This window comes from Microbacterium sp. Se5.02b (assembly GCF_019464375.1).
Lineage (GTDB): Bacteria > Actinomycetota > Actinomycetes > Actinomycetales > Microbacteriaceae > Microbacterium.
This window is the reverse complement of sequence record NZ_CP080491.1, coordinates 3,545,630-3,567,707: the sequence shown is the minus strand read 5'-3', so window position 1 is coordinate 3,567,707 and position 22,078 is coordinate 3,545,630. Positions and strand designations below refer to the sequence as shown.

The following is a 22,078-nucleotide window of genomic DNA, read 5'->3' as shown; positions in this document are numbered from 1 at the left end:
GATTCCACTCGGATGCGGCGTTCACCGGTCTCGCCGTGGGCATCGCCTTCGCCGCGACCGCAGTCTGTCGGCCGATCGCGGGGTGGGCCGCCGACGGGGCGCCGGAAAGCACGTCGTCGTCCTCGGCGCGACGTTCACGCTTGTGGGAATCACCGGTCAAGCTCTCGCGGGTGCAGAGTGGCAGGTGCTCGTATCCAGGGTGGTGATGGGGGCCGGCGAAGCTGCCGTCTTCTCCGGCGCACTGCCGTGGGTCTGGCGACAGTTTCCTCCTCACCGGCGGGGCAGCGCCTCGGGCCTGTTCGGCCTCTCGATGTGGTCGGGTCTCGCCCTGGGACCGCTGGTGGCGAGCGTGGCGAACCTCGCCGGTGAGAGGGCCGCCTGGCTCCTTCTCGCGGCCCTCGGCACGGGGAGCCTGGGGTTCGTGCTCGGTTGTCCGTCCTCTGGCCCTGTGCGGCTGCCCCCGCTCCGGCTCCGCACCCTGCGGGTCCGAGGCGCGGCGGCGCCGTCGTTGATGTTCGGGCTCGCCGCCTACGGGTACGGCACTCTCTCCGCCGTGCTGGTGCTCTATCTCGACAGCGGTCCTGGTGGGAGCGTCCTCGGTTTGCCGATCTTCGCGGGCACGTTCCTGCTCATCCGGATAGCAGGGAGTCGAGTGGTCGACCGGGTCGGCGGACGCACCGTCGCCGCCGCGAGTCTGATCGTCGAGGCGCTGGGATTCGTGGTGATCGTCGGGACGGACAGCGCGGCGGGCGCGCTCATCGGTGTCGCGCTGGTCGGCGGCGGGTGCAGCCTGGCGTTCCCCGCTGCCGTGAGTGTCGCGATCTCGCGCTCTCCGCGCCATGCCGCCGGTACGGCGGTCGCCGGTATGACCTCGTTCTGGGACCTCGGGATCCTGACGGCGGGGGTGGGCGGAGGGCTGCTCGCCATGACGTTCGGTCACCGGGCGGCATTCGTCGGTGCCCTGGTGGCCGCGATCGTCGGGCTCGTCGTGGCGCTGTCCCCCGTACGCGACGGAACGCCGCAGTCGGATGCGCGAGGATCGAAGGATGCGTGATGAGTGACCGTGTGTGCAGAAGGACTCGACGCGGAGTTCGTCAGAGAGCCCAGTCCGCCGCGCGCTCGCGCTCTTCCCCGGCGGTGCCGAAGAGCTGCCCCAGGGCATGCGCGCGCTTGAAGATCAGGTGCGCGTCGTGCTCCCATGTGATGGCGATGCCGCCGTGCAGCTGGATCATCTCGGCCGCCACGTGCTCCAGCGCCTCGGAGCAGGTGGCCTTCGCGGTCGCGGCCAGTTCGAGGCGGTCGCGGGCGCCCGAGGCGAGGGCGTCGGACGCGGCGCGCGAGGCGGTCCGGGCCACCTCGACCCGCACGTGCATGTCGGCCAGGCGATGCTTGACGGCCTGGAACGAGCCGATCGTGCGCCCGAACTGCACGCGCTGCTTCGCATATGCCACGGTCTCGTCGAGGGCTCGGGCGGCCGTTCCCGCCTGCACCGCGCTGACCGCGGCGAGGGCGAGCGCACGCACGGTCTCCAGCACGGTCGGATCGGCGGCCCCGAGCGGACGAGCCGGCACCGCGTCGAAGTGCACAGTCGTCAGGCGGAGGGTCTGATCCATGGTCGCGGTGTCCTCGCGGCGCACGGCGGACACGTCCTGCACCTCGAACAGGCGAGGGCCCTCGGGCGAGGGGGCGATCACGAGCAGCACGTCGGCGGAGGCGCCGTCGAGCACGAAGCCGCTCATCCCGGTGAGGGTCCAGCCGTCGTGGTTCTCGGCGCGCACGCCCATCCGCTCAGGGGCGAAGCGCCCGTCGGGGGCCGCCCAGGCCAAGGCGGCCGAAGACGATCCCTCCGCGATGCCGGGCAGCAGTCGCGCGGAAGCCTCGGCGTCACCGCTCGCGAGGATCGCCTGCGCGGCGATGGCGACGGAGCCGAGGTATGGGGAGGGGGCGAGGAGGCGCCGATCTCCTCGAGCACCAGCTGTGCCTCGCGCAGAGTGAATCCGGCGCCGCCGAACTCCTCGGGGATGGCCATGCCGGCGATCCCGATCTCTTCGCACAGCAGGCGCCACAGGTCGACGTCGAAACGCTCGTCGGTGTCGAGTGCGCGACGCGTCGCCGCGCTGTCGGCGCGCTGGTCCAGGACTCCGCGCACGAGCGCGACGAGCTCCCGCTGGTCCTCATCGGGGTCGAATGACATCACCGCTCCTTCGTGAGGATGTCGCGGGCGATCCGCGCCCGGTGGAAGTCGGGCGTGCCCCAGGCCGCAGCCAGCGCGGGCGCGAGGCCGAGCCAGATGCGGAGCGTGTGCTCGGCGGTGTAGCCGATCGCGCCGTGCACCTGGAGCGACACACGGGCGGCCAGCAGGGCGGCGTCGCCTGCAGCGACCTTCGCTGCGGAGATCGCACGGTCCTCGTCGGGCTCATCGACGCGCAGGGCGGCATTCCAGACGAGCGGGCGCGCGAAGCTCAGGGCGATGCGCACATCGGCGAGCTGGTGCTTGAGCGACTGGAACTCCCCGATCGGGCGGCCGAACTGCTCGCGCACCTTCGCGTACGACACTGCTTCCGCCAGCATCCGCTCCCCGGCACCGACGAGCGTGGCCGCCGCAGCGAGCGCGGCCTCGTTCAACGCCGCGTCCAGCGCGCCGGGTTCGAGGGGCGTCGCGTCGCCGCTCGGGATCAGGCGCGCGAGGCGCCGGGTGGGCGCGACCGAGGTCAGCTCATCGGCGAGGTCGCCCCGATGCAGGGCTCCGTCTCGCACGAGGTAGCGTCTGCTCGCGAGAGCCGCATCGAGGGCCGCAGGGGCAACCTCGTCGACCGCAGCGGTGGCGATCAGACCGGCGGCGAGTTCGCCGCGGGTGTCATCGTCGACGAGTCCGGGCAGCAGGGCGACCGTCTCGAGGTAGGGGCCGGGCACGCCGTGGTAGCCGAGGCGCTCGAACACCACGACGAGATCGCTCACCGTGCCCCGAAGCCGCCTGCCCCCTCGCTCACACGCAGTCCGAGCAGGCCGAGCTCGGCGAACTGCTCCCAGAGGGCGAGCCCCGGCGCGGTGTCGCCGTCGGCCCAGCTGCGCGCGATGTCCGCTCCGCCCGACCCTTCGACGATCTCGTCGATCGCCTCCGCGAAGGCGACCTGTTCTTCCGTGGGCAGGAACCGCATCATGCACGCCTTCCGTCTCCGCCGCGGGGAGACCGAGTATCCGCTCCGCGATGATGTTGCGCTGGACCTCGTTCGTCCCCGCGTAGATGGGGCCGGCGAGGGAGAACTGGTAGTCGTCGACCCAGCGGCCCCCGTCGACGGCGGTGGCCCCGCGCAGTTCGCCCTCGGGGCCGAGGATGCGCAGCGCCGTCTCCTGGATGTGCACGTCGAGCTCCGACCAGAACACCTTGTTGACACTGCCTTCGGCGCCGACCGATCCGCCTTCGAGGAGGGTGCTGACCGTCTGCCAGGTGAAGAGCCGGTAGGCCTCCGCACCGATCCAGGCGTCGACGACCGCGGTGTTCTCGCTGTCTCGGCCAGACCCCGACTGCAGAGCTATCAGCCGATCCGTCGCGGCGAGGAAGCGCCCGGGAGCGCGGAGCGAGAGTCCACGCTCGTTCCCGGCGGTGCTCATGGCCACGCGCCAGCCGTCACCCGGGGCGCCGAGCACGTCGTCATCGGGGACGAACACGTCGTCGAAGAAGATCTCGGCGAACCCCGTGGTGCCGTCGAGCTGGGCGATCGCCCGCACCGTGATGCCGTCGGCATCCATCGGGAACAGGAAGTACGTGAGCCCGTGGTGCCGCTGTGCCTCGGGGTCGGAGCGGAACAGCCCGAAGCCGCGGTCGGCCCAGACGGCTCGGGAGCTCCAGATCTTCTGACCGTTGAGCACCCATCCGCCGCGGGCGTCGTCACGGCGCGCGGTGCTGCGGATCGCGGCCAGATCGCTGCCGGCACCCGGCTCCGACCAGGCCTGCGCCCAGATCAGCGAGCCGTCGGTCATGGGGCCGAGGAACCGTTCGTGCTGCTGCGGGGTGCCGTGCTCGAACAGGATGGGCGCGAGCAGCGAGATGCCGTTCTGTGCGACGCGGGTCGGCGCGCCGGCGCGGTAGTACTCCTCCTCGAACAGCACCCACTCGGTGATGCCGACGTCGCGCCCGCCGTACTGCTCGGGCCAGGAGACGACCGACCACCGGCCGGCCGCGAGCGTCGCCTCCCATTCGCGGTGGGCGGCGAATCCCGCCTCGGTGTCCATCGAGGGCAGCGGTGTGGCCGGGACGTGCTGCGCGAGCCAGGTGCGTGCCTCGGCGGCGAACGCCTCCTGCTCGGGGGTGAGGTCGAGGTTCATCCCTTCGCTCCCTGCTCTGTGGCGGCCTTGATGGACTTCACATCGACTCCGGCGAGCGAGTCGGCGCCCACTTCGGCGTTGTGGGCGTGCGCGGCGTGGTGCAGGCCGAACACCGAGTCCATGCCGGCCCGCATGCCCTGGAGGTCTTCGGCCTGGTTGACGGCCTTCTTGGCGAGGGCGAGTCCGAGGCGCGGCATCCGGCCGATGCGGTCGGCGAGTTCGAGGGTCCGCTGCTCCAGCTCGTCGAGGGGCACCACGTGATTCACCATGCCCAGCTCGTGCGCGCGGGCGGCGGGCATCCGGTCTCCGGTGTAGAGCATCTCCTTGGCCGCGCGGGGGTTGGTCACCCAGGGATGCGCGAAGAACTCGACGCCGGGGATCCCCATCGTCACGACCGGATCCTGGAAGAAGGCGTCGTCGGACGCGACGATGAAGTCGCACGACCAGGCGAGCATGAGTCCGCCGGCGATGCAGGCGCCCTGCACCATCGCGATCACGGGTTTGGGGATCTCGCGCCAGCGGCGGCACATCCCGAGGTACACCTCGGACTCGCGGGCGAACCGGGAGTCGACGCCGTGCGCACCGACATGGTCCCACCAGATCACGGCCTTGCGCTCGAAGCTCTCGTCGATGTCGCGTTCGGGGGTTCCGATGTCGTGGCCGGCGCAGAAGTGCTTCCCGTTGCCGCCGAGCACGATGACCTTGACCGTGTCGTCGTCGACCGCCCTGGTGAAGGCCGCGTCGAGCGCGTAGGTGACCTTCGAGTTCTGGGCGTTGCGATACTGGGGGCGGTTCAACCTCACGATCGCGGTCGACCCGCGCACTTCGTAGGTCACCACGGCATCGGCGGATTCGACGGGCATGACGGGTTCCTCTCTGAACTCCAGCATCAAACCAAACAATCGCTTGGTTTCCTTGATACTATACGTGAACGGCATGCCGAAGACCACGACTCGATGAGGAGCACAGATGGACGCGACGCAGCACGACGCGGATGAACGCTTCCGCGCCGAGATCCGCGGCTGGCTGGAGGAGAACCTCGCCGGACGCTTCGCCGCGCTGCGGGGACGCGGGGGCTCCGGACGCGAGCACGAGGACTTCGAGGCGCGGCTGGAGTGGAACCGTCACATGGCTGCCGCCGGATGGACCTGCGTGGCCTGGCCCGTCGAGCACGGGGGTCGCGGACTCAGCATCGCCCAGCAGGTCATCTTCCATGAGGAATACGCCAGGGCGGATGCTCCGGCCAGGGTGAACCACCTCGGCGAAGAGCTTCTGGGTCCGACCCTCATCGCCCACGGCACCCCCGAGCAGAGAGCCCGCTTCCTCCCCGGCATCGTCGCCGTCGAAGAGCTCTGGTGCCAGGGCTACTCCGAGCCGGGGGCGGGCTCCGACCTCGCCGCCGTGTCGACCAAGGCGCACCGCGTCGGCGACGAGTGGTCGATCTCGGGGCAGAAGGTGTGGACCTCTCTCGCCCAGCACGCGGACTGGTGCTTCGTGATCGCCCGCACCGAGCCGGGATCCACCCGTCATCACGGACTGTCGTACCTGCTCGTGCCGATGGCCCAGCCCGGCGTCGAGGTGCGGCCGATCCTGCAGCTCACGGCGACCAGCGAGTTCAACGAGGTGTTCTTCGACGACGCCCGCACCGACGCCGATCTGGTCGTCGGCGGCGAGGGGAACGGCTTCAAGGTCGCCATGGCGACGCTCGGGTTCGAGCGCGGAGTGTCGACCCTCGCCCAGCAGATCGCGTTCCGACGGGAGCTGGATGCCGTGATCGACACGGCCACGCGCACCGGAGCGATCGACGACGCCGTGCTCCGCGACCGGCTGGTGCGGGCGCGTATGGAGCTCGAGGTGATCCGTCAGCACGCGCTGCGCACGCTCGGCGGCGAGCAGGGTGACGGCGCCTCGGTGACGAAGCTGCTGTGGTCGAACTGGCATCGCTCGCTCGGCGAACTCGCGATGGACGTCTCCGGCCCCGCATCGCTCCTCGTCGGGCCGGACTACGCGCTCGACGACCTGCAGACCCTGTTCCTGTTCAGCCGAGCCGACACCATCTACGGCGGCTCGGACGAGATCCAGCGCAACGTCATCGCCGAGCGTGTGCTCGGCCTACCCCGAGAGGCCCGTCCATGAGCTCCACCACCCCCGAGTACGTCCCCGGCCACGGCCTCCTGACCGGAAAGCGCGTCGTCATCACCGCGGCCGCCGGAGCGGGAATCGGGCAGGCCGCCGCTGTCCGCTGTCTGGAGGAGGGTGCCGCACTGGTCGTGCTCGGCGACACGCATGCCGGTCGTCTGGAGCAGACGCAGCAGGAGCTGGGCGCGCGCTTCGGCGCCGACCGGGTGCGCACCGCCGTGTGCGACGTGACGGTCGAGGAGCAGATCACCGCGTTCCTCGATCTGGCCGAAGACGGCGGCCCGATCGATGTGATGATCAACAACGCCGGCCTCGGCGGCTCCGTCTCGATCCTCGACATGACGGACGAGCAGTGGGGGATCGTGCTCGACGTGACGCTGACCGGCACCTTCCGCTGCATCCGCGCCGTCGGGCGTCGCATGGTCGCTGCGGGCACCGCGGGCGTGATCGTGAACAACGCCTCGGTCGTCGGCTGGCGCGCCCAGGCCGAACAGGCCCACTACGCCGCGGCCAAAGCGGGCGTGATGGCGCTCACCCGCAGCGCGGCGATGGATCTCGCCCCGCACGGCATCCGCGTCAACGCGGTCTCGCCGAGTCTGGCGATGCATCCGTTCCTCGAGAAGGTCACGACGCCCGAACTGCTCGAGCAGCTCAAGGCCCGAGAGGCCTTCGGTCGTGCGGCGGAACCCTGGGAGGTCGCCAACGTCATGGTGTTCCTCGCCAGCGCATACTCCTCTTATATGACCGGCGAGGTCGTCGCCGTCAGCAGTCAGCACGCGTGAGATCAGGAAGAAGGAAGAACATGGCAGAGGCATACATCGTCGACGCCGTCCGCTCGCCCGTCGGCAAGCGCGGCGGCTCGCTCTCGGGCATCCACCCGGCCGACCTCGGCGCGCACAGCCTGAAGGCGCTGGTCGAACGCACCGGCATCGATCCGGCGGCGCTCGACGACGTCATCATCGGTGCGACCGACACGATCGGCGGCCAGGCGGGCAACGTCGGCCGCTCGGCCGTGCTGGTCGCCGGATTCCCCGAGCACGTGCCCGGTGTCACGATCGATCGCCAGTGCGGATCGAGCCAGCAGGCCGTGCACTTCGCGGCGCAGGCCGTGATGAGCGGCACCAACGACCTCGTGATCGCCGGCGGGTTGCAGAACATGTCGCGACTGCCGATCTCGTCGGCCATGGTCGCCGGCGAGGCCTACGGCTTCACCACGCCGTTCGCCGAGTCCCCCGGATGGCAGGAGCGATACCCCGACCAGGAGATCTCGCAGTTCGTCGGCGCCGAGATGATCGCCGAGAAGTGGGACATCACCCGGGAGGAGATGGAGCAGTTCGCGCTGGAGAGCCACCAGCGCGCTGCGACCGCACAGGACGAGGGCCGCTTCACGAGCCAGATCGCGCCGCTGAACGGACTCGACCACGATGAGGGCGTGCGGCGGGACACTTCGTTGGAGCGGATGGCCGGCCTGCAGACCCTCACCCCGGGCGGACGGCTGACCGCGGCGGTCGCCTCGCAGATCAGCGACGCCTCCAGCGCGGTGCTCGTCGCGAGCGCACAGGCCGTCGCAGACCACGGGCTCACCCCGCGCGCCCGCATCCACCACATGTCGGTGCGCGGAGACAGCCCCGTGTTCATGCTGACGGCGCCGATCCCCGCCACGAGGTACGCCCTCGAGCGTGCGGGCATGAACCTCGACGACATCGACCTGTTCGAGGTGAACGAGGCCTTCGCGTCGGTCGTGCTCGCCTGGATGAAGGAGACCGGGGTGCCGCGGGAGAAGGTCAACGTCAACGGCGGCGGCATCGCGCTCGGGCATCCGATCGGCGCGACCGGCACGCGGCTCATGACCACGATGCTCAACGAACTCGAGCGCACCGGCGGTCGTTACGGCCTGCAGACCATGTGCGAGGGCGGCGGACTCGCGAACGTCACGATCATCGAACGCCTCTGACGGCTCGTGGACCCCGTCGCGGACGGCGGGGTCCCGGTGTCTCGACGCCGATACCTCAGTCGATGATGCAGGATGCTGCGGCGCGCACGTGCACGACGGCGTCGCGCACGATGCGGTCGACGAGCTCCTCGCAGCTGGGAAGGTCGTCGATCAGGCCCACCACCTGTCCAGCCGCGAGCATCCCGGCGCGGGTGTCGCCGTCGACGAGGCCCGCTTTCAGCAGCATGGGTGTGTTCGCGGCGAGAGTCATCTGCGACCACGAGCGGCCGGTGGCCTTCTTCATCGAGGCGGCGTCTGCGGCGAGGTCGCGCCAGCTCATCCCCGACATGCGCTTGAACTCGAGCGAGCGGCGCAGCGTCGGAAGCAGCTGCCGGATGCCGGCCCGCCGCTCCAGACCCTCGATGTACTCCGTCCGCAGCAGGCGGTGCGGCATCCCGTCGGCCTTCGTGGTGACGACCGTGCCGTCGAGCCCGAAGCCCAGGTAGCGCTGCTTGATGGCGTCGGGCACGGCGCTGTCGCGCGTGAGCAGGAACCTCGTGCCCATTCCGACGCCCGCGGCACCGAACGCCAGGGCCGCGGCGAGCCCGCGCCCGTCATGGAAGCCGCCGGCGGCGATCACCGGGATGTCGACGGCCGCGATGACGGAGGGGACCAGGATCGACGTGGGGACGGCGCCCGTGTGCCCGCCGCCCTCGCCGCCCTGGACCATGACCGCATCCGCACCCCAGGCGGCGACCTTCTCGGCGTGACGCACTGCTCCGATCGAGGGGATCACGACGACGCCGTGCTCCTTGAGCTTCTCGATCAGCTCGCGTCGAGGGGCGAGGGCGAAGCTGGCCACCTTCACGCCGTGACGGATCATGATGTCGACACGCTGCTCGGCGTCGCCGGCATCCGCGCGGAGGTTCACGCCGAAAGGTCGGTCTGTGCGCTCCTTGACCTCGATGATCTGCCGCTCGAGCTCGGCGGTGTCCATGGTGGCCGAGGCGAGGATGCCGAGGCCGCCGGCCTCTGCCGTCGCCGAGACCAGGCGGGCGCCGGCCACCCAGCCCATGCCCGTCTGCACGACGGGGTGGTCGACGCCGGTCAGACGCGTGAGCGCCGTCGAGAGCATAGGGGGAGTGGTCATGTCGGAACACCTCTCTGTGTCGTGCATCGTGTCGCGCGTCCGTGCCGCTCGTCGACCGTGTGCATGCAGCCTACCGCACTTGCCCTAGCGTTTGCTTGGTTGCTAGGGTGGGGGTGTTCCGTCGGTCGCACACACCGGCGCGGTCTCGAAGGAGAGTCGGACATGGCAGGAATTCTCGATGGACGGGTCGCGATCGTGACCGGTGCCGGACGCGGTCTCGGCCGTGAGCACGCGCTCGAACTCGCCAGGCAGGGCGCCAGGGTCGTCGTGAACGACCTGGGCACGGCGCTCGACGGAGCGGGGAACTCGGTCGGCCCCGCTCAGGACGTCGTCGACACGATCCGCGCCGAGGGCGGCGAAGCCGTCGCCAACGGTGCCGACATCGCCGACTTCCTGGAGGCGGGCGAGCTCATCGCGCAGGCGATCTCCACGTTCGGGCGCCTGGACATCCTCGTCAACAACGCGGGCTTCGTGCGCGACCGGATGCTCGTCAACGCCGACGAAGACGAATGGGACTCGGTGATCCGCGTGCACCTCAAAGGACACTTCGCCCCGCTCCGGCACGCCGGCGCGTACTGGCGCGCCGAAGCCAAGGAGGGCAGGGTCCCCACCGCCCGCGTCATCAACACCTCGTCGGGCGCCGGGCTCCAGGGCAGCGTCGGCCAGGCGGCCTACTCCGCGGCCAAGGGTGGCATCGCCTCGCTCACCCTCGTCGCCGCGCAGGAGCTCGGCCGCTACGGGGTCGCCGTGAACGCGATCGCCCCGTCCGCCCGCACACGCATGACCGAGGGGCCCTTCGCCGACGCGATGGCCGCGCCCGTCGAGGGCTTCGACCGCATGGACCCCGCCAACGTCTCCCCGCTCGTGGCCTGGCTCGCGAGCCCCGACTGCGACATCACCGGCCGTGTGATCGAGATCGAGGGTGGTCGGATCTGCCTCGAAGAGGATGGCGCCATGGGCCGGCGCGCGAACTCGACCGCCGCTGGGCCGCCGCCGAGATCGGCGACGCGGTCCGCGCACTCGTGGATGAGGGCGCCCACCCCGAGGCGGTGTACGGCGCATGAACAGCGGCGAATGGGCGGGACGATCGCTCGGAACGCGCGTCGTCGGGTACGACGAGAGAGACGCGATCCTCTACGCCCTCGCGGTGGGGGCCCGCGCCGATGATCTCGACCTCGTGTTCGAGGATCGCCTGCGCGTGCTGCCGTCGTTCGGCCTCACACTCGCGCAATGGGCACCGGACGTCCTCGCCGAGGCCGGTGCATACGGCGATGCCGCGGTGCACGGATCCCAGACGCTCGAGGTGCATGGCCCCCTGCCCCGGTCGGGGGAGGTCACCCTGAACGCTCGCGTCGGCGACGTGGGGACAAAGGCACTGCCTCGGTCTTCGAGGTGATCGTGGAGTGCGCGCAGTTCACCGCGATGTGGTCGCTGTTCGCCCCCGGAACGGGTGGTTTCGGCGGAGAACGAGGGCCGGCACGCGCAACGGCCGCCGACCGCGGGCCCGGGACGATCGGCGCCGTGCCGACGTTCCCCACGCAGGCCGCGCTCTACCGACTCACCGGAGACCGCCACCACATCCACATCGACCCCGAGGCGTCGGCGCGCATCGGTCAGTCGATCCCCATCCTCCAGGGGCTGTGCACCCTCGCCGCCGCGACGCTCGTGATGGCGCGTGATCGCGGCGCCCACCCCGCCGACCTCACGTCGCTGCACGGACGCTTCACCGGTCCCGTCGTGCCCGGCGATGTGCTCGAGCTGGAGAGCTGGCCCGACGGCGCCTTCGAGCTGCGCCGCGACGGTGCGCCGGTGATCTCGGACGCGAAGGCGGTGTTCGTATGAGTCGTGTGCTCGTGGTCGGTGCGACCGGCATGATCGGGAGCCGCATCGCGGCCGACCTCGCGGCGCGGGGCGACGAGGTCACGGTCATGTCGCGCCGTGGCCCCTCCGACCGCGACCCGAGCGCCGTGGCGGGCATGCCGCGGCTGATCGGCGACTACACCGAGACCGAGTCCGCTCCCGTGGCGCTCGAGGGCTTCGACGCGATCGTGTTCTCGGCGGGCAACGACATCCGTCATGTCCCGGCGGAGCAGGAGGACGCCGACTTCTGGGAGCGGACACAGAGCGGGGGCGTCCCGCGGTTCGCCGCCCTCGCCAAGGCCGCGGGCGTCTCGCGCTTCGTGCAGATCGGCAGCTACTACCACCAGCTGCATCCGGAGTGGGCGGAGCGCATCCCCTATGTGGCGGCGCGCCGGGATGCCGACGACGGGGCGCGCGCGCTCAGCGGAGACGGCTTCTCCGCGATCACGCTGAACCCGCCCTCGATCGTCGGGGCCGACGAGCGCGGCCTCCGACGCTTCGCCCGCATGGTGGCGTGGGTGCGCGGAGAGGTCGAAGACCCTGCGTTGTTCGCTCCTCCTGGCGGCACGAACTACATGTCGGTCCGCTCGCTCTCGCAGGCGGTGCAAGGGGCGCTCGATTCGGGGGCCGCAGGGCACGCCTACCTCGTGGGCGATCGCAACCTCAGCTACCGCGACTACTTCCAGCTCCTGGCCGAGGCCGCCGGCAGTCGGCACGTGATCGAGGAACGCGACGAAGAGCACCCCTTCCAGCCGGACCGCTTCATCGTCCAGGGAGGGGAGCCGTCATCGCGTTCGAGCCGGACCCCGACGAGACCGCGGCGCTCGGATACGACCGCGACGACGTCGAGCGCGCGCTCGCGGAGATCGTGGCCGGCGTCGACGCGCGACCATGACCGACGCCCGCATCCCCGGTCCTGCCGTGTGCGTGAGCGGCATGGCGGCGTTGTCCTGGGACCTCGACGAGGAGATCGCGATGTACGGGCGCACCGGCACGGATCTCGTCGGACTGCCTGCGGTGAAGACGGCAGGGCATGACACCGTGCGCGTGGCGGAGCTGCTCGAGGAGCACGGTGTGCGCCTCGGTTACCTGGTGCATCCGCTCAGCGCCCACCCGGACGATGCCGCGGGGTGGGAGAGGCAGCTCGCCGTGCTCGCCGACGGCGTGCGCCGAGCGCATGACCTCGGCGCCGGCACGGTGTATCTGACCTCGGGTTCCTCCGGCCACCTGGACTGGGAGCGTGCGGCAGACCTCTTCGCCCGACGCCTGGCCCCTCTCGTGCAGCTCGCCGGGTCGCTCGACGTGCGTCTGGCCGTCGAGAACACCATGTCGCTGCGCAGTGACATCAGCTTCACCCATACGGCCGCCGACGCGTTCGCGCTCGCCGAGAGAGCAGGGATGGGCGTGTGCCTCGACCTGTACTGCTGCTGGCAGGAGCGCGGCCTCGACGCGCTCGTCGCCGACCGGACGGCGCAGATCGAGATCGTGCAGGTCTCCGACTTCGTGCTCGGCACATCGTCGTTCCCCAGCCGATGGGTGCCGGGCGATGCGGACCTGCCGATGCGGCAGCTCCTCGAGCAGGTCGTCCGTGCCGGGTACGAGGGCATCGTCGATGCCGAGCTGATCGGCCCGGCGATCGAGGAAGAGGGCGCGGAGTCGGCGCTTCGCCGCTCGGTCTCCTGGATGCGGGCGCACATCGCCGCGACACCGGACCGGCAGGACAACCAGAACAACCGGAAGCAGAGTTAGGCAGGCACTCATGTCGATCGAGATCACCACGCAGGACAAGGGCGTACACGTCGTCACGATGAACTATCCCCCGTGAATGCACTGCCGGTGCAGGGGTGGTTCGATGTGGCCGACGCGATGCGCGAGGCCGGCGCCGACGGGTCGACCCGCGTGGTCGTCCTGCGCGCAGAGGGCAAGGGCTTCAACGCCGGAGTCGACATCAAGGAGGTGCAGCGGATCGAGGGGTTCGGGGGTCTGCTCGGGGCCAACCGCGGCTGTTTCGACGCGTTCAAGGCCATCTACGAGTGCCCGGTTCCGGTGATCTCGGCCGTCAACGGCTTCTGTCTCGGCGGCGGGGTCGGCCTCGTCGGCAACTCCGATGTCATCATCGCCTCGGACGATGCGTACTTCGGCGTTCCGGAGGTCGACAGAGGCGCTCTCGGCGCCGCCACGCATCTCGCGCGGCTCGTGCCGCACCACATGCTGCGTGCGATGTACTACTCCGCGCGCACGGTCACGGCCCAGCGTCTGGCCGAGCTCGGTTCGGTCGATCAGGTGGTGCCGCGCGCCGAACTCGACGACGCGGCGTTCGCGTTCGCCGCCCGGATCGCCGCGAAGGACACGAGGGTGATCCGCGCGGCGAAGGAGGCGCTCAACGGCATCGACCCGATCGACGTCAACCGCAGCTACCGCTTCGAGCAGGGCTTCACGTTCGAACTCAACCTCGCGGGCGTCGCCGACGAGCACCGCGACGAGTTCGTGGCCACCGGCAGCACGCTGGAGACCTGATGGCGGCGCTGCGGTCGATCGAGGAGGTCGCCGGGCTCTTCCGCGACGGCATGACGGTGGGGATCGGCGGGTGGGGGTCGCGTCGCAAACCGATGGCGCTGCTGCGAGAGCTCGTGCGCAGCGGGGCGCGCGACCTCACCGTGGTGACCTTCGGGGACCGGATGCGGGCATCCTCTGCGCGACCGGGCAGGCCTCCCGCATCGTGCACGGATTCGTGTCGCTCGACTCGATCCCGATCGACCCCACTTCGCCGCCGCACGACGGCGCGGTGCGGTGGCGACCACCGAGCTCGACGAGGCCATGCTGGTCGCGGGTCTGCGCGCGGCGTCGCGGCGCCTCCCCTTCGAGGTGCTCCGCAACGGATCGGCTCGGATGCGGTGACCGGGAATCCGGAGATCCTGACCATCGTGTCGCCCTACGACGACGGGGAGACCCTGGTCGCGATGCCCGCGATCCCGCTCGACATCGCGCTCGTGCACGTCGAGCAGTCCGATCGCGTCGGCAACGCGCAGTGCCTTGGGCCCGATCCCTTCTTCGATGAGCTCATGGCGCGGGCGGCGACGCGCACGGTCGTCTCGGCGGAGCGCATCGTCGACACGGAGCAGCTCGCCGCCGCGCACCCGTCGACCCTGATCCTGAACCGCACCGAGACGGATGTCGTGACCTCGGCTCCCGGTGGCGCGGGGTTCACGGCCCTGGTCCCGGAGTATCCGCGTGATGAGGCGGCCCAACGCGAATACGCCGACTCGGCGCGCGATGCGCAGGCCTGGCGGCGGTACCTCGAGCGGTATCTCGACGGTGACGACGCGGTGTCGGCCGCGGAGGGAGGAGAAGCGCGATGATCACGCGTTCCGAGGTCGCCGCGACAGCCTGCGCCGACCTGTTCCGCGGCTCCGGGGCGATCCTCGCGAGTTCCTTCGGTGTGGTGCCGACCATCGGGGTGCGCCTGGCGCGGCTCACGCATGCGCCGGAACTCCTCCTGAGCGACGGCGATGCGACCCTGTTCGCCGACACCCCGCCGTCGACCGGCCCTTCACGCGTCCGGAGGGTCATCTGCCCTACGCGAAACTGTTCGAGCTGATCGCCACCGGCCGGCGTCACGTGATCATGGGGGCGCCGCAGATCGACCGGCACGGCAACCAGAACCTCTCGGCGATCGGCCCCCGCGATCATCCGACGCATCAGCTCGTGGGTGCGCGAGGTGCGGCGACCAACACGGCGAATCACGCGACCAGCTATTTCATCCCGCGCCACTCGACCCGCGTCTTCGTGCCGGAGGTCGACACCGTGACGGGTGTCGGCGTCGATCGTGCCGCGCGCCTGGGGATGCCCTTCCATGATCTGCGTGGCGTGGTGACGAACCTCGCGGTGCTCGATCTCGCCGGCGCCGACGGCGCCATGAGGCTCGTCAGCGTGCATCCGGGGTGCGGGTCGACGAGGTCGTCGCCGCGACGGGTTTTCCCCTCGACATCCCGGCCGATGTCCCGCTCACCCGCGTGCCCGATGAGCGGGAACTGCATCTGATCCGTGCGGTGCTCGACCCGCGGGGTCTGCGCGCGCGGGAGATCCCCGACGTCTGACGAGGGCTCGGCAGCGGGTGCGTCCGGTGCGGCGGCCCCTGCCGGATTCGTGTCGATGACGACGTTGACGTCATCCGTCGCGCTGGGTATGGTTGCAGCAACCAAGCATTTGTTTGGCGCACAGCGGCGCCAGGCACCGAGGAAACCAATGGAGGTTTCACGTGAAGTCACAGCGACTGCTCGCCCTGTTGGGAGCTGCCACACTTGCCGTCTCACTCGCCGCCTGCGCGGCCGATGACACCTCCGGCTCGGGTGATGCCGGCGCCGCGGACGGCGAGATCGTGTTCGGTCTCGACGAGGACAGCACCGGCCCCGGCGCCGCCTACGCGGTGATCGCGGGCAAGACGATCCGCTTCGCCATCGACGAGATCAACGCCGCGGGCGGGATCGACGGCCAGAAGATCCGCATCGTCGTCGGCAACGACGAGTCCGACCCCACCAAGACCCCCACGGTCGTGCGGAAGCTCGTCGACGACGGGGCGCAGGTGATCCTGCTCGACACCGGCAGCGGTGCCGTGCTGCAGGGCAAGTCGGTCGTCAAGCAGGCGGGCATCCCGGCCATCGCCCCGACCGCCGTGACCACCTCGGTCGCGGAGGCCCCGGACAACGAGTTCACCTACATGCTCGCCAACGGCGTCGACCAGTTCGCCGAGGCCTACTGCGGCGCGATGGAGACCGAGGGCTACGAGAGCATCGCCGTGCTGTCCGACGCCTCCCCGGCCATCGACAACATCAACAAGCTCATCATCCCGATCCTCGAGGACTGCGTCGAGGTCGTCGCCGAGGAGTCGGCCCCGGTCGACGCCGCCGACCTCACGGCGCAGGCTGCACGCATCAAGCAGGCCGACCCCGACGCGATCCTGGTCTCGAGCCTCGGCGGCAACTTCGAGGTGCTCGCGCACAACACGCTCCACCAGCAGATCCCCGGAGTGCTGCGCTTCTCGCTCGCATCGATCGGCAACCAGCCGGACTCGTGGGCCCGCACCAACAAGGGTGCGCTCGCCGATGTCGTCTACATGGGCGCGCTCGACATGGACAACCCGAAGACGCAGGAGCTGGAGAAGAAGCTGAAGGAGGCCAACGGCGACGACTACCGGCTGACGGCCTACGACGCGCAGGCCTACGACTCGGTCTACCTCCTCAAGGCGGCGATCGAGGCGGCCGGAGGGGCCGACGACCCCGTCGCCGTCCGCGATGCGCTGGACGAGATCACCGGGTTCGAGGCCTCGTTCGGGCAGCCCGGATTCACGCTCTCGTTCAGTCCGGACAAGCACATGGGCGCCGACGGACTGTGCGGTCTCGTGCTCTCGGGATTCGACGAGGACAACGAGCCGAGCGGTGCCTGGGAGGACTACCAGGTCGCCTGCGAGTCGGAGTGACATGACCGACCCTCAGCTGTGGCTCTCGGTCCTGGAGATCGGCAGCTTCTTCGGACTCATCGCCCTCGCGTATCAACTCACCCTCATCGGCGCCGGGTTCTTCAACTTCGCCATCGGGCCGTATGCCATGGCGGCTGCTCTCGGCGCCAGCTGGCTCACGCTCGAGATCGGCCTGCCGATCGCCCTCAGTCTCGTGCTGGGGCTGGTGATCGCCGTGGTGGCCAGCGGGCTGACGGAGCTCCTCGTCGTGCGCCAGGTGCAGAAGCGATCGGGGCGCGGCGAGCTGCCCGCCCTCGTCGCGGTCACGGCTGTGCTGTTCATCGTCCAGCAGGGCGCGGGTGCCATCTTCGGGCGCCCCGCCCTGCCTGGGCAGGTGCTCTTCTCCTTCGGGCCGTGGCAGATCGGATCGGCGTACGTCTCCGGAACCGCCGTCGTCCTCATCGTCGCGACGGCGCTGATCTTCCTCGCCGTGTCGCTCTGGATGCGGCACAGCCGCACCGGGCGGCTGCTGCGCGCGGTGGGCGACAACCGTGGCGCCGCCGCCCTGCTGGGACTCCCGGTCGGGCGGATCCGGCTCATCGCCTTCCTGCTCGCGGGGTTGATCGCGGGCGCGGCAGGGCTCCTGTACGCACCGAAGACCGGCGTGGCGTTCACCAGTGGACTGTCGTGGACACTCGTCGGCTTCCTCGCGCTCGTGATCGGCGGCACCGGGCGCACCTGGGCTCCGCTGCTCGGCGGGTTTGTGCTCGGAGCGATCCAGGTGTTCGCACCGTTCTATTTCGGCAGCATGGGGCCGACCACGATGGTCCTGCTGATCGCGCTGCTGTTCTTCGCCTTCCGCCCCCAGGGCCTGTTCTCGACGCGGGTGCGGATATGACCACTCAGGAGATGCCCGTGAACTCGATGATCGCGCCTGCTCCCGGCGCCAGACGTCGCGCAGGATCGCGGGCGTTGATCGTCCCTGCCGTGGCGGTCGCCGTCGGCGCCATCGCCCTGGTCTGGGCGGGCAACAGCGGATTCCGGCAGGACCTGCTGGTCATGGTGGCCGTGTACGCACTCATCGCTCTGGGCATGTACATCCCGTTCGTGATGGCGGGCTCGATGTCGATGGCCTACGCCGCCTACGCGGCCATCGGCGCCTACAGCGTCGCGATCGTCACCACCGAGACCGGACTGCCGCCGATCCTGGGGTGGATCATCGGCCCGCTCATCTCCGCGGCGGTCGCGGTCGTGCTCGGCCTTCTCACCCGACGCCTCAACGGCTTCTACCTCGCCGCGGTGACGCTGCTGTTCAGCATGGCGTTCGAGCCGTGGGTGATCGCGCTCGAGCCGATCACGGGCGGGTCGGCCGGCATCGGCGGCATCCCGTCGCCGACCTTCTTCGGCTGGGAGCCGCCGCGACTGCTGCTGCTCGCGATCGCCCTGCTGCTGGTGGTCGTGGTCGCGACGCTCATCGAGCGCATCCGCACCGGGGCATGGGGCGTCACCGTGCGCACCATGCGCGACGTGCCGTCGGCCGTCGAGGCGATGGGCACCCGCACCACGACGCTCACCACGGTCACCCTCGCGGTCGGCGCGGCCGTCGCCTCACTGGCGGGTGCGCTGTTCGTGTCGTTCATGCTCAGCATCACGCCGGAGACGTTCACGCTCTCCATCGTGTTCATGGCCCTGTTCGTTCCGCTGATCGGCGGGCAGGCCACGGCGTGGGGCTGCGTGATCGGGGCGATCGTCGTCATCCAGCTCACGTCGAACATGCCGTCGGCGTTCGAGGGCTCCGGCCAGCTGGTGCTCGCGATCGGGGTGCTGCTGATCCTGCTCATCGCACCGGCCGGACTCATCGGCTACGGGAAGGCGCTCGTCGGCTGGGTGCGCGGCCGCATCGGAAAGGCACGCGGATGAACATCGGCGAAACCGGGGACGGCATCGTCCTGCGCGGAGAGGGCTTGAGCAAGGCCTACGGCGGTCTCGTCGCCCTCGACGACGTCTCCTTCCATGTGGGCAGGGGAGAGATCCTCGGGCTCGTCGGCCCCAACGGTGCGGGCAAGACCACCCTCGTGGATCTCATCACCGGCATCCAGCGCTCCGATTCGGGAACGCTCACCCTGAACGGGGAGCGGTTGAGCGGGCCGACGGCCGCCCGTGCGCGCAAGGGGCTCTCACGCACGTTCCAGCATCCGCATCTGGCGCTGGAGCTGACGGTGCGGGAGAACATCCTGGTCGGCGCCTCCGCCGAGCGGTTCCCCTCCTGGTGGCGCATGACCGCCGGCGTGATCACAGACGGCATCCGGCACCGCGACCAGGAGCAGGACCGCGTCACGAGGGTCGCACAGGAACTCGGCGTGCCCGGGCTCGACGAACTGTGCGCCAACCTCTCCCTGGGCGAGCAGCGTCTCGTCGAGGTCGCCAGGGCTCTTGCTCAGGACCCGCAGGTCATGCTGCTCGACGAGCCGTTCGCGGGAGCCGATGCCGACTCGATCGCGGGTATCATCGACGCGATCCGACAGGTCCAGTCCCGCGGGCATGCGGTCATCCTCGTCGACCACAACGTCGATCTGCTCACCTCCCTCGCCGACCGCGTCATGCTGCTCGCGCAGGGCCGACGCGTGTTCGAGGGGGCGCCGGAGGACTGCCTCGCGAGCCCGGAGATGCAGCGCGTGTACTTCGGAACGACGGAGGAGGACGCCGCATGAGCGCTGATCTCACCATCACCGCCCTCACCGTGCGCTACGGCACCGCGACCGCCGTCGAGAAGGCGACGCTGACCGCGCCTGCCGGGCGCATCACGGCGGTCGTCGGTCCCAACGGCGCCGGGAAGTCGAGCCTCGCGCTCGGCGTCTACGGTGCCGTCGCCGCCTCGGGCGGGATCGACCTCGGAGGCACCGACCTGTCGTCGCTCGCATCGATCGATCGTGCGAGGGCCGGGCTGGCGATCGTCCCGCAGGGGCGTCAGCTCTTCCCCAAGCTCACCGTGCGCGACAACCTGCAGGTCATGGCAGAGATGCTCCGTCTGAAGAAGGCGGCCGTCGATGAGGCGCTCGACCGCTTCCCGGTGCTCAGGGAGCGCGAGAGCCGCCTCGCCGGAGTGCTGTCGGGCGGCGAGCAGCAGATGCTCGTCGTGAGCCGAGCGCTGATGGGCGAGCCCCACTGCCTCGTGCTCGACGAGATGATGACCGGCCTCGCGCCCAAGATCGTCAGCGGGCTCGCCGACGCGATCCGCGAGATCGCCGATCGGGGAGCCAGCGTGCTGATCGTCGATCCGGCGATCGGGCCGCTGCAGCGCGTGATCGATCGCGGCTACGTGCTGCTGCGCGCGCAGCTCAGCGGTGCCCATGAAGACGTCGCGGCCCTCGATGAGGGGTATCAGCGCGCCATGGGAATCATCCAACAGGAGATGGGAGCGGAATGAACATCCCGGCACAGGACGCGCAGTTGACGGCCGAGTACGTCGCACAGGGGTGGTGGGGTGACCTGACCGTCGCCGACTACGTGGCGGAGAACGCGCGGGAGATCCCCGACCGCATCGCCTACGTCGCCGACGGCACCCGGTTGACCTGGAAGGAGTACGACGAGCAGATCGATCTGCTCGCGACCGCGCTGGTCGCCCTGATCCCCCGAGGGGCCCGCTTCGGGATGCTGCTGCCCGACTCGGCCGAGTTCCACGTCGCACTGTGCGCGGCCGAACGCAGCGGAACGGTCGCGGTCGGCATGGGGGCGCGGTCCGGCCGCGACGAGGTCAGGCACCTGATGTCGCGGTCGGAGGCCACCGTGCTCGTGATGCGTGAGAGCCACCGTGATCGCGCGGCCCTCGATCACGTCGCCGATCTCGCCGAGGACGGCTGGAACGTCGACACCCTCATCATCGTCGACCCTCCGGCCCTGTCCGTGTCCACCGGTTCGATGGAGGCACGGCGACGGTCGAAGAGGTCCCGCACGCGTCGGTCGAGCAGACCAGGGCGCGCGCGGCGGGGCCGAACGAGTTGGCGATGTTGAACTCGACCTCGGGGACCACCGGACGGCCGAAACTCGTGACCCAGTTCGCGAACCGCATGATCGCGTTCTCCAAGATGGCGTTCGAAGCGGCTGACTTCACCCGAGACGATGTGATGCTCGGTGCGGTGCCGGGGCCGTTCGGATTCGGGCTGTGGACCGCGCACTACGCGACCGCCATGCTCGGGATGAAGACCGTCCTGATGGAGCGGTTCACCGTCGACGAGATGTTCCGTCTGATCGACGCGGAGCAGGTCACGATCCTCGCGTGCGTGAGCACGCAGTTCAAGATGATGCTCGATGCGCCGGCGCTGGGCTCGGCGTCGCTCGGCAGTCTGCGCGCGATGTTCACCGGCGGCGAGGCCGTCCCGTACGAACGGGCGCTGCAGTTCGAGGAACGCGTGGGGGCGAAGGTGCTGCAGTTCTACGGCTCGAACGAGTCGGGCGCCATCAGCAACACGAGCCTGCGCGACACGGCCGACCAGCGTCTGCGCACCGCGGGCCGCGTGATCGATGTGATGGACATGCGCCTCTACGACGCGCAGGGCAGGGACATCACCGAGACCGGCGGCCCCGGTCGCCCCGGAGTGTGCGGGCCGACGATCTGCATGGGCTATTACGGCGACCCCGCCGCCAACGAGGAGCTGTTCCACGACGGGCGCCTCATGATGCCCGATCTCGTCACGGTCGACAGCGACGGCTACCTGCGTGTCGTCGGTCGCACGAGCGACCTGATCATCCGCGGGGGCAAGAACATCTCCGCGATCGAGGTCGAGGAGCTCGTCGAGCAGCACCCCGGCGTGCTGATGGCCTCGGCGGTGCCGGTGCCGGACGACCTGTTCGGAGAGCGCATCGGCGTGGCGGTCACGGTGAACGGCCCGGCGGTCACCGTCGCCGACATCACGCAGTACCTGTCGGACCGCGGCATCTCCAAGCACCTGTATCCCGAGCGGATCGTCGTCCTGGACGAGCTGCCGCGGGCCGCGGGCGGCAAGGTGGCCAAGGGTGCGGTGCGCGAGATCGTCGCGGCGCAGACCGCAGCGGATGCCGATCTGCGGGGCGTGCTGGCCGAGTGAGTCAGCGGAGGCGGGAGAGGTGTCGCCGGAGTGCAGCCCCTCCCGTCTTCGGGACGGCAGGCGAGCCGGCTCGGTGTCAGCGCGCGAGCAGGCTCGGTGTCAGCGCGCGAGCAGGCCGCCGTGCAGCAGCT

The 22,078-nt window shown here is 70.1% G+C and carries 25 protein-coding genes and 3 pseudogenes; 21 read left to right on the top strand and 7 right to left on the bottom strand.

Features of this window, described 5'->3' with window-relative positions:
• Positions 1-82: 82 nt before the first annotated feature.
• The gene (locus K1X59_RS17885) at positions 83-1,054 is read left to right on the top strand and encodes an MFS transporter (RefSeq protein ID WP_220173660.1); all 972 of its coding nucleotides are present in this window, start codon (positions 83-85) and stop codon (positions 1,052-1,054) included.
• A gap of 40 nt (positions 1,055-1,094) precedes the next feature.
• Here K1X59_RS17885 and K1X59_RS17880 read toward each other — a convergent pair whose 3' ends face one another.
• The 6 genes and pseudogenes from K1X59_RS17880 to K1X59_RS17865 form a co-directional block, all read right to left on the bottom strand.
• Positions 1,095-1,784 carry an acyl-CoA dehydrogenase family protein gene (locus K1X59_RS17880; protein WP_220173659.1) on the bottom strand — a complete coding sequence of 230 codons (690 nt, stop codon included), beginning with the start codon at positions 1,782-1,784 and terminating at the stop codon, positions 1,095-1,097.
• Positions 1,736-2,194, bottom strand: a complete 459-nt coding sequence (locus tag K1X59_RS17875; protein WP_220173658.1) for an acyl-CoA dehydrogenase family protein — start codon at positions 2,192-2,194, stop codon at positions 1,736-1,738. The genes K1X59_RS17880 and K1X59_RS17875 overlap by 49 nt, the downstream gene beginning before the upstream one ends.
• Positions 2,194-2,571: pseudogene (locus K1X59_RS22575) on the bottom strand (acyl-CoA dehydrogenase family protein); the annotation flags it as partial. The gene K1X59_RS17875 and the pseudogene K1X59_RS22575, both read right to left, overlap by 1 nt.
• Positions 2,572-2,954: 383 nt before the next feature.
• On the bottom strand, positions 2,955-3,158 hold the full coding sequence (locus tag K1X59_RS22570) for an acyl-CoA dehydrogenase family protein (RefSeq protein WP_309491661.1): 204 nt from the start codon (positions 3,156-3,158) through the stop codon (positions 2,955-2,957).
• 94 nt (positions 3,159-3,252) lie between these two features.
• Positions 3,253-4,326 (bottom strand): annotated as a pseudogene (locus K1X59_RS22565) (acyl-CoA dehydrogenase family protein); the annotation flags it as partial.
• A complete protein-coding gene (locus K1X59_RS17865; protein ID WP_183151023.1) occupies positions 4,323-5,189 on the bottom strand; it encodes an enoyl-CoA hydratase in 867 nt (288 codons plus the stop codon). The gene K1X59_RS17865 and the pseudogene K1X59_RS22565, both read right to left, overlap by 4 nt.
• A gap of 106 nt (positions 5,190-5,295) precedes the next feature.
• Between K1X59_RS17865 and K1X59_RS17860 the strand changes: the two genes are divergently transcribed.
• From K1X59_RS17860 to K1X59_RS17850, 3 genes are read left to right on the top strand one after another with little or no spacing between them, the layout of a single operon-like run.
• Complete coding sequence (locus K1X59_RS17860) at positions 5,296-6,462, top strand: acyl-CoA dehydrogenase family protein (protein WP_220173655.1); 1,167 nt, start codon at positions 5,296-5,298, stop codon at positions 6,460-6,462.
• Positions 6,459-7,247, top strand: coding sequence for an SDR family oxidoreductase (locus K1X59_RS17855; RefSeq protein WP_220173654.1), 789 nt, complete (start codon positions 6,459-6,461; stop codon positions 7,245-7,247). The genes K1X59_RS17860 and K1X59_RS17855 overlap by 4 nt, the downstream gene beginning before the upstream one ends.
• 20 nt (positions 7,248-7,267) lie before the next feature.
• On the top strand, positions 7,268-8,419 hold the full coding sequence (locus K1X59_RS17850) for an acetyl-CoA C-acetyltransferase (protein ID WP_183151022.1): 1,152 nt from the start codon (positions 7,268-7,270) through the stop codon (positions 8,417-8,419).
• 55 nt (positions 8,420-8,474) lie between these two features.
• On the opposite strand, the gene K1X59_RS17845 is transcribed toward K1X59_RS17850, so the two are convergent.
• Positions 8,475-9,548, bottom strand: a complete 1,074-nt coding sequence (locus K1X59_RS17845) for a nitronate monooxygenase family protein (RefSeq protein ID WP_183151021.1) — start codon at positions 9,546-9,548, stop codon at positions 8,475-8,477.
• A gap of 162 nt (positions 9,549-9,710) precedes the next feature.
• On the opposite strand from K1X59_RS17845, the gene K1X59_RS17840 reads away from it, so the two are divergent.
• The 17 genes and pseudogenes from K1X59_RS17840 to K1X59_RS17770 all read left to right on the top strand — a co-directional run bounded on the left by K1X59_RS17840 (position 9,711) and on the right by K1X59_RS17770 (position 21,947).
• Positions 9,711-10,715 carry an SDR family oxidoreductase gene (locus K1X59_RS17840; protein WP_220173653.1) on the top strand — a complete coding sequence of 335 codons (1,005 nt, stop codon included), beginning with the start codon at positions 9,711-9,713 and terminating at the stop codon, positions 10,713-10,715.
• Positions 10,696-10,944 carry a hypothetical protein gene (locus K1X59_RS17835; RefSeq protein ID WP_220173652.1) on the top strand — a complete coding sequence of 83 codons (249 nt, stop codon included), beginning with the start codon at positions 10,696-10,698 and terminating at the stop codon, positions 10,942-10,944. The genes K1X59_RS17840 and K1X59_RS17835 overlap by 20 nt, the downstream gene beginning before the upstream one ends.
• Positions 10,941-11,390 (top strand): MaoC/PaaZ C-terminal domain-containing protein, encoded by a 450-nt coding sequence (locus K1X59_RS17830; RefSeq protein ID WP_220173651.1) that lies wholly within the window; start codon positions 10,941-10,943, stop codon positions 11,388-11,390. Before K1X59_RS17835 ends, K1X59_RS17830 begins: the two co-directional genes overlap by 4 nt.
• Entirely contained in the window at positions 11,387-12,445 is a 1,059-nt protein-coding gene (locus tag K1X59_RS17825) for an NAD(P)-dependent oxidoreductase (RefSeq protein WP_202045359.1), read from the top strand. Before K1X59_RS17830 ends, K1X59_RS17825 begins: the two co-directional genes overlap by 4 nt.
• Positions 12,384-13,157, top strand: coding sequence for a sugar phosphate isomerase/epimerase (locus tag K1X59_RS17820; protein WP_202045357.1), 774 nt, complete (start codon positions 12,384-12,386; stop codon positions 13,155-13,157). Before K1X59_RS17825 ends, K1X59_RS17820 begins: the two co-directional genes overlap by 62 nt.
• Before the next feature lie 72 nt (positions 13,158-13,229).
• Positions 13,230-13,925, top strand: a complete 696-nt coding sequence (locus tag K1X59_RS17815; protein ID WP_220173650.1) for an enoyl-CoA hydratase family protein — start codon at positions 13,230-13,232, stop codon at positions 13,923-13,925.
• A pseudogene (locus K1X59_RS21975) lies at positions 13,925-14,062 on the top strand (CoA-transferase); the annotation flags it as partial. The gene K1X59_RS17815 and the pseudogene K1X59_RS21975, both read left to right, overlap by 1 nt.
• Before the next feature lie 240 nt (positions 14,063-14,302).
• A complete protein-coding gene (locus K1X59_RS21970) occupies positions 14,303-14,767 on the top strand; it encodes a CoA-transferase (protein WP_258567236.1) in 465 nt (154 codons plus the stop codon).
• A complete protein-coding gene (locus K1X59_RS21965) occupies positions 14,764-15,006 on the top strand; it encodes a hypothetical protein (protein ID WP_258566924.1) in 243 nt (80 codons plus the stop codon). Before K1X59_RS21970 ends, K1X59_RS21965 begins: the two co-directional genes overlap by 4 nt.
• A gap of 26 nt (positions 15,007-15,032) precedes the next feature.
• Positions 15,033-15,449, top strand: coding sequence for a hypothetical protein (locus tag K1X59_RS21960; RefSeq protein WP_258566923.1), 417 nt, complete (start codon positions 15,033-15,035; stop codon positions 15,447-15,449).
• A 217-nt stretch (positions 15,450-15,666) separates the two neighbouring features.
• Complete coding sequence (locus K1X59_RS17800; protein WP_202045355.1) at positions 15,667-16,884, top strand: ABC transporter substrate-binding protein; 1,218 nt, start codon at positions 15,667-15,669, stop codon at positions 16,882-16,884.
• A 1-nt stretch (position 16,885) separates the two neighbouring features.
• Positions 16,886-17,761, top strand: a complete 876-nt coding sequence (locus tag K1X59_RS17795; protein ID WP_220173649.1) for a branched-chain amino acid ABC transporter permease — start codon at positions 16,886-16,888, stop codon at positions 17,759-17,761.
• A complete protein-coding gene (locus tag K1X59_RS17790) occupies positions 17,758-18,783 on the top strand; it encodes a branched-chain amino acid ABC transporter permease (protein WP_220173648.1) in 1,026 nt (341 codons plus the stop codon). Before K1X59_RS17795 ends, K1X59_RS17790 begins: the two co-directional genes overlap by 4 nt.
• A complete protein-coding gene (locus K1X59_RS17785) occupies positions 18,780-19,574 on the top strand; it encodes an ABC transporter ATP-binding protein (protein WP_183151017.1) in 795 nt (264 codons plus the stop codon). The genes K1X59_RS17790 and K1X59_RS17785 overlap by 4 nt, the downstream gene beginning before the upstream one ends.
• A complete protein-coding gene (locus K1X59_RS17780) occupies positions 19,571-20,290 on the top strand; it encodes an ATP-binding cassette domain-containing protein (RefSeq protein WP_183151016.1) in 720 nt (239 codons plus the stop codon). Before K1X59_RS17785 ends, K1X59_RS17780 begins: the two co-directional genes overlap by 4 nt.
• On the top strand, positions 20,287-20,874 hold the full coding sequence (locus K1X59_RS17775; protein WP_183151015.1) for an AMP-binding protein: 588 nt from the start codon (positions 20,287-20,289) through the stop codon (positions 20,872-20,874). Before K1X59_RS17780 ends, K1X59_RS17775 begins: the two co-directional genes overlap by 4 nt.
• Complete coding sequence (locus tag K1X59_RS17770; protein WP_258566922.1) at positions 20,868-21,947, top strand: class I adenylate-forming enzyme family protein; 1,080 nt, start codon at positions 20,868-20,870, stop codon at positions 21,945-21,947. The genes K1X59_RS17775 and K1X59_RS17770 overlap by 7 nt, the downstream gene beginning before the upstream one ends.
• The last annotated feature ends 131 nt before the right edge of the window (positions 21,948-22,078 follow it).